The 6187-nt window shown below is 60.1% G+C and carries 5 protein-coding genes; 2 read left to right on the top strand and 3 right to left on the bottom strand.

Features of this window, described 5'->3' with window-relative positions:
• Nucleotides 1-58: 58 nt before the first annotated feature.
• The 3 genes from VF639_RS20475 to VF639_RS20465 form a co-directional block, all read right to left on the bottom strand.
• Entirely contained in the window at nt 59-346 is a 288-nt protein-coding gene (locus VF639_RS20475; RefSeq protein ID WP_331147803.1) for a hypothetical protein, read from the bottom strand.
• Between the two features lie 146 nt (nt 347-492).
• Nucleotides 493-2772: a beta propeller repeat protein gene (locus VF639_RS20470; RefSeq protein WP_331147802.1), complete on the bottom strand. Its 2280-nt coding sequence runs from the start codon at nt 2770-2772 to the stop codon at nt 493-495.
• Nucleotides 2773-2961: 189 nt separating this feature from the next.
• A complete protein-coding gene (locus VF639_RS20465) occupies nt 2962-3708 on the bottom strand; it encodes an HAD family hydrolase (protein ID WP_331147801.1) in 747 nt (248 codons plus the stop codon).
• Between the two features lie 395 nt (nt 3709-4103).
• Between VF639_RS20465 and VF639_RS20460 the strand changes: the two genes are divergently transcribed.
• Both VF639_RS20460 and VF639_RS20455 read left to right on the top strand, forming a co-directional pair.
• A complete protein-coding gene (locus VF639_RS20460) occupies nt 4104-5291 on the top strand; it encodes an SDR family oxidoreductase (protein WP_331147800.1) in 1188 nt (395 codons plus the stop codon).
• A 322-nt stretch (nt 5292-5613) separates the two neighbouring features.
• A complete protein-coding gene (locus VF639_RS20455; RefSeq protein ID WP_331147799.1) occupies nt 5614-6087 on the top strand; it encodes a hypothetical protein in 474 nt (157 codons plus the stop codon).
• Nucleotides 6088-6187 lie beyond the last annotated feature (100 nt).

The raw sequence follows: 6187 nt of genomic DNA, 5'->3' as shown, positions 1-6187 counted from the left end.
GGGCCCAGCAAGTTGCCGGGCCCTTTTCCATTGCTATAAACAAAGCACCGTCGAGAGCCTAGGGAATAGGTATCCAGGTTACATCGGCCACGGCGGCGGTATTGGTTGACAGATATTGGTTGTAGAGGTCCTGTGCGGTGCCTTGGTCTGGCTCGCTCCCGTCGGAGCGCAGTACCAGCAGCAAGTCGTTGGAACTCAGATTCAGCTGCTGCATAAGTTGCTGCCGCAGTTCCGGGGTAGCGTGGGGCAGCCCGTCCTGCAGTTTCACAACCGTCACGACTTGCCCATCCTGCTCGATTTGGCTGTACACGCCCGAGGGGCCAGTGGAAAAAGTGTCTCTGCTCATAGGAAGTATAGTGGAAAGGAACACCTTTCGATACGTAACCCAAGGAAATATGGCACCGCCTTTTTGAGGCGGAGGAGGGTTAGAATAAGGCGAGTGAGAATCGGAGCTGGAAGAGTAGAGGCTAGCTCTAGTTCCTGCCACATTCTCTACTTCCCGTTTTTCACTTCGTCGCCGTAGAAAGTGCCGCGGCCGTGGGTGCCTACGTAAACGCGGCCGTATTGCTTGGGGTCGCCGGTGATGTGCAGGACGAGGCCCCACTGGTGCTGGTCGTCGTTGATGCGGGTCCAGGTGCGGGCCGCATCGGTGGAGCGGAAGAAGCCGCGGGTGCCATTGACGACACCTATCAGGTAGAGGGCCGGATACGCAGCGCCGGGCGCGGCCTTGCCAAACCCAAACCCGTGGATTTCCTGCACCGCTGCGGCTTTGGTGAAGGTTTTGCCGGCGTCGGGGGCGTGGTAAAGGCCGTCGAAGGCGGCCAGCCACAGGTCGCCGGCGGTGTTGGTGGGGGCGGCGTAGAGGCGGTCTTGGCCGCCGCGGATGTCGCCGCGGTTTTGGCGGGTTTGGGGCAGGCCGTTGGGCAGCGTGAGGGGCTGCGCCGAGAAGGTGAGGCCCGCGTCGAGGCTGGTGAAGAGCTGGCCGCCAAACAGATCCAGGGCGTAGAAGGTACGCGGGTTGAGGCGGTCGGCCAGTACGCGGGTGTTGTCGGGGAGGCCTTGCACGGCGGTCCAGGTGGCGCCCTGGTCGGCCGTAACGTAGGGCGCGCTCTTCTCGGGCGTCCAGATCCAGGTGCGGCCGTCGGCTCCCACGGCAATATGGCCGCGCTGGCTGGTGGGCTGCGGCGCGGCAGGGGTGGGGTTCCAGGTCTGGCCGCCGTCCAGCGAGTAGCCGATGTTGCCGCCGCCGACTTGGTGCGAGCCCACGCCAACGCGTACCAGAGTTTCCGGTTTCAGCTCGGCGCAGGCCACGCCATCGGTGTTGGCGAAGTGCGGGTGCGTGAAGTTGCCCTCGGGTGCTGGCTTATCCAGGTCGCGGTGCACGAAGCCGCCGTAGTCGCCGATGGCTGAAACCAGGTGCGCACCCTTGGGCGGACTCAGCAGCTCCAGCGCCACCGTTTCCTCGATGCCAGTGCTCATCACGCTCCACTTGCTCGGCTTGCCGGCTTCCACATCGGTCAGGTTGAAGGTTTCGTGGCCACCGTAGCCGGTCGTGAACAAGGCGTGGTTGGAATCAAACGGGTCGATTTCAATATCAAGCAGCCAGTGAATCCCCGTGGCCTTCACGTAGGGGGCCAGGGTGTAATCGTAAGTACCCGGATTGGCGCCTTTAAACACTGGCTTCCACGACTTGCCCCCGTCGGTGCTGCGGAACAGGTCTTCGCCCCCGGCCTGGTAGCGCCCGAACGAGCTGGCAATCAGCCATTGCGGATGCCGTGCATCCACCGCCACGGCGCCGTAGCCGAACGTGCGGCCGGCAGCCGGGTCGGGCTTGTCGGGGGTGATGTTCATCCAGGCGTTGGTGGCGGTATTCAGCTTCCAGATACCGCCATCGCGCATTTGGCTAGGGCCGGGGCTGGTGCCGTAGGAAAGGTACAGAGTGCCATCGGGGGCCAGCACGGCGTGGCCGGGGCGGTATTGCGTGGGTTGGCCTGGCACCGGCTGCCAGGTGGCGCCGGCATCGGTGCTGCGCCACAGGTTGTCACGGCCCATGAGCGAGGCCCCCACATACAGCGTGGAACTGCCTTTGCCGCGGGTGCCGCTACGCGGGTCAAATACGGCGAAAACCACGCCGCTACCCTGATTTTGCCGGCTCCGGCGCTGTTCTTCGGGGCTCAGGTTGGCGGGTAGAACTTCCTGGATGTCGGGGAAGCTTTCAACTTGGCTCCAGGTGGCGCCCCGGTCGAGGCTGCGCCAGAGGCCGTCGTGGCGGGTGCCAAGGTAGAGGATGTTGCCGTTGTTGGGGTCGACGGCTAGCCGCTCTCCGTTACCCCGGCCGTTTTCGTTGCCGCCCATCTTAAAGGGCATGTTGGTGCGCTGGAAGGTTTTGCCCCGGTCGTTGGAGCGCAACACGGCTGCGTTGGGGGCGCGGGGGTTGGTGTAGGTGCCGCAGGCCAGGTAGAGGCGGTTCGGGTCGGCGGGGTCGAGGCCTATGCTTTCCACGCCCATCAGGTTGGTGTCTTCGTAGGAAACCCAATCCAGCAGCGGCTCCCAACGCTTGGTGGCGTCGTTCCAGCGGTAAGCACCACCCATATCGGTGCGGCAGTAGCGTAGGCCTTTTTCTTTGGGGTGAAACACGATGCCATCCACAAAGCCCCCGCCCACCATTTGTACGCTTTTCCAGGTATAAGGTGCCGTGGGCGGAGCAGGTTTTGTTGGTTGGGCTGTAGTGGAGAAAGGCAGAGTGGTCGCCAGCAGAAGCGCACTTGCCAACTTATAAAAAACCGAATAATATTTATTCATATAACAATGACGGCCTGTTGTTGCAAAATATACTACACGGTCGGTTGCATTTCAATCAAGAAGCTCTTGACTGGCGTTACCTAGAGCTAGACGGCAGGCGATAGGTCCCGCGTAGCGTCCTCTTAATCAAGTCATAGTCAACGGGCGGCGTAAGTGAAGTCAATGGGCTGCAACAAACGCCTGCCCCCTGATTTTCAGCGAAACATCCTCCAGTGGTTCCAGGCTAGTGATTTCATCAACGTGGGCTAAGGCCCGCGTGCCTCCAAAGCGGTTCAGCCACAACGGACGAATCCCAACCGCCAGCGCGCCTACTACATCGGCCAGCCAGTTGTCGCCTACCATTACTGTTTCGGCGGGGCTAGCGTGCAGGCGCTCCAGGGCCACCTGATAGATGCGGGCATCAGGCTTCGTCACGCCCACGTCTTCGGAGGTGATGAGGGCGTCAACCAGGTGCGTCATGCCAAGCTGCGCCAGCTTCTCTTGCTGCTCGGACGTGCGGTTGTTGGTTACTATGCCAATTCGGTGGTGCGGCTTCAGGGCTTCCAGTAACGGCAGGGCGCCCGCCACCGGCCGGCGCAGGTGCTGGTAGTTGGCATAGTGCCGGCGCGCAAACTGGTCGGCCTCGGTGGGCGTGGTGCCTAGCCCATACGGCGTAAGCAGGCGCTGGAAACGCAGGCGGCGCGCATCTTCATACGAGTAGCGACCAGCCAGTACCTGCGGGTGCATTTCTTCCAGAATTTCGCTGTACTGCTGATAAAGCACTTCCAGGTCCACGCCCTGAAACTCCGGGAGTCCCGCCGTGGAGTTAGCCAGAGCCGCCCGCGCCGTGTTGGCATGGTCGAAGAGCGTATCGTCTAAATCAAAAAGAACAACGGTTGGATAAGTTGAATCCGGGCGAGGCAGCATAGAGGCAGTGGGGTTCAATGGAAAACTAAAAGGCATCTGTCGAATAGACAAAGGTCGAAAAGAACAGTCATGCAGAAGCGTAGCCGAAGCATCTCGCGTGCTGACGTTGTGGTACCAACTATTGTGCTGGCGAGAGGAAGCATCTTACGTGGTGTGATTAGCACAACCTCAGGACGCGAGATGCTTCCTCTCGTTAGCCTGACGACCTGATTGGTTGGGTTTCTCAAGCCAAGATTACGATTTAAAGCTACTGCGTAGGCTCGTCGGTAGGGGTAGCTCGGCAATATCCTGGCTGCTTGGCCTGCGTATGTACTGTTCCTGCCTGGTTTTCCGGCAATCATAGTCGGAGCGGCAGCCCACGAAACCGAACGTCCACTAGGTAAAGCAAGACGCCCATGACCCTCAACCTCAAGCCCCTTAAGCAACAAACCATTGTCATTACCGGCGCCAGCAGCGGCATCGGGCTGTCTACGGCCCGCATGGCCGCAAAACGAGGCGCGCAGCTGGTGCTGGCTGCCCGCAACGAAGGTGAGCTGCGCCACATCGAGCAAGAGCTGACAAGCCAGGGTGCCCGCGTGGTAGTCGTACCCGCCGACGTAGCCAACCAAGCCGATATTGCGCGCATTGCCGAAACCGCCATCCAGCAGTTCGGCGGCTTCGACACGTGGGTCAACGATGCGGGTATTTCCATTTGGGGCCGTCTCGAAGAAGTGAGCGACGAAGACAACCGCCGCCTCTTCGAAACCAACTTTTGGGGCATGAACTACGGCTCGTTGGCCGCGGCCCGGCACCTCAAGCAGCGCGGCGGCGCCATCATCAACGTGGGTAGCGTGGCCTCCGACGTGGCGTTTCCGCTGCAAGGCATGTACTGCGCCAGCAAGCACGCCATCAAAGGCTTCACTGATGCCTTGCGCCTGGAGTTGGAGGAAGAAGGCGCGCCTATTTCGGTGACGCTCATCAAGCCCGCCGCCATCAATACGCCCTTCCCGCAGCACGCCCGCAACTATATGGATAAGGAGCCCAAGCTGCCGCCGCCCGTCTACGAGCCCGAGGAAGTAGCCAACGCCATCCTGTACGCCGCCGAGCATCCGGAGCGTGATATCTACATCGGGGGGGGCGGAAAATTCATGAGCTCTTTCAACAAGCACGCGCCGCGAGTCATGGACAAAATGAGCGAAGGCATGATGTTCAAAGAGCAAAAGCGCGACGAGTTGCCCCGCAACCCCCAAGGCGCCCTGCACCACGCCGGCGACGACGGCCACGAGCACGGCGACCATCCGGGCTACGTCATGAAAACCAGCGTTTACACCCGCGCCAATACCAGCCCCGTGTTGAAGAACACGCTCATGGCTGCCGCTACCGCCGCCGCCACCTGGTGGCTGCTCGGCAAGCGCGACGCCAACAAAGCCAAGACAACCACTACCACCAGCGGTAGTACCACAACGAGTAACAATTCTGTAGCTAGTGCCAGCCTGGTAAGCAGCGCTACCCTCACCACGCCCCATATCGAAGACCACGGCATTGTAGCTACTCATTACGAAGCAATTCCGCTCTCAGCGCCTACTAGCACAACTGCTTCCTAATAAGATCTAAAGTCGTTTTGCGAAGTGAACGAGGTAGAGGCGCGACACTTGGCTGCGCCGACCTTCGGTTCGCGTCTCTACCTCGTTTAGGAAACACAGGTGCTCATCAAAACAAAACACCCGCCTCGTTCTTACTGAAACGAGGCGGGCGCTTTGTTTCAAGCCGGCTAGATAGGCGAGCGTACCCGGCAAACCATCGATTCTTTTGGGCTGTTGATAGAGTAGGACTTACACGGCCGCAATGCGGCATTGGGTTTGAAAGAAGACACGCAGAACGCAACGTTCTACACTTCCTCTAAAACAGACTTCAAGCCCATTTACCATGAAAAAGCAACTTTTTAGCCTCGCCCTTCTCCTTAGCCTCGCCACCTCGTTTGGTGCCAGCACCTTCGCCGCTACCACTGCCGCCTTTGGCCAGGAGCAGCGCCAGGGTCAGGGGAAAGACCATCGCCACGATAAAGGCCAGCGTGGTGCTCAAAACCAGCAACGTCGCCTCGACGAAATGACCAAGAAGCTCGGCCTGAGCAGCAAGCAAAAGTCGAAAATCGAGAAGATCTTCCAGGAGCAGCAGCAACAGATGCAAGCCCTGCGCAGCCGCTCCGGCAACGACCGTAGCCAAATGCGGGCCGACGTAAAAAGTATTCGTGAAAGCTCAGACAAGAAGCTTAAGGATGTATTGTCGAAAAAGCAGTACGCCCAATTCGAAGCCAAGCGCCAGGAGCGTCAGCGCCAAATGGCTGACCGCCCAAACAACCAGCGCGGCAACGACCGTCGCGACTCCGGCCGCCGCAGTTAAGCGAGCCAGATTAAACGCAAACAACCCGCCTCGTCCGGATCCGGACGAAGCGGGTTGTTTGCGTTTGGCGGCTACGCTACCGCCTGTTCCCGCTGCCAGG

Source organism: Hymenobacter sp. (genome assembly GCF_036387835.1).
GTDB lineage: Bacteria > Bacteroidota > Bacteroidia > Cytophagales > Hymenobacteraceae > Hymenobacter.
The sequence above is the reverse complement of the archived record's forward strand: the minus strand, read 5'-3'. Positions and strand labels throughout refer to the sequence as shown.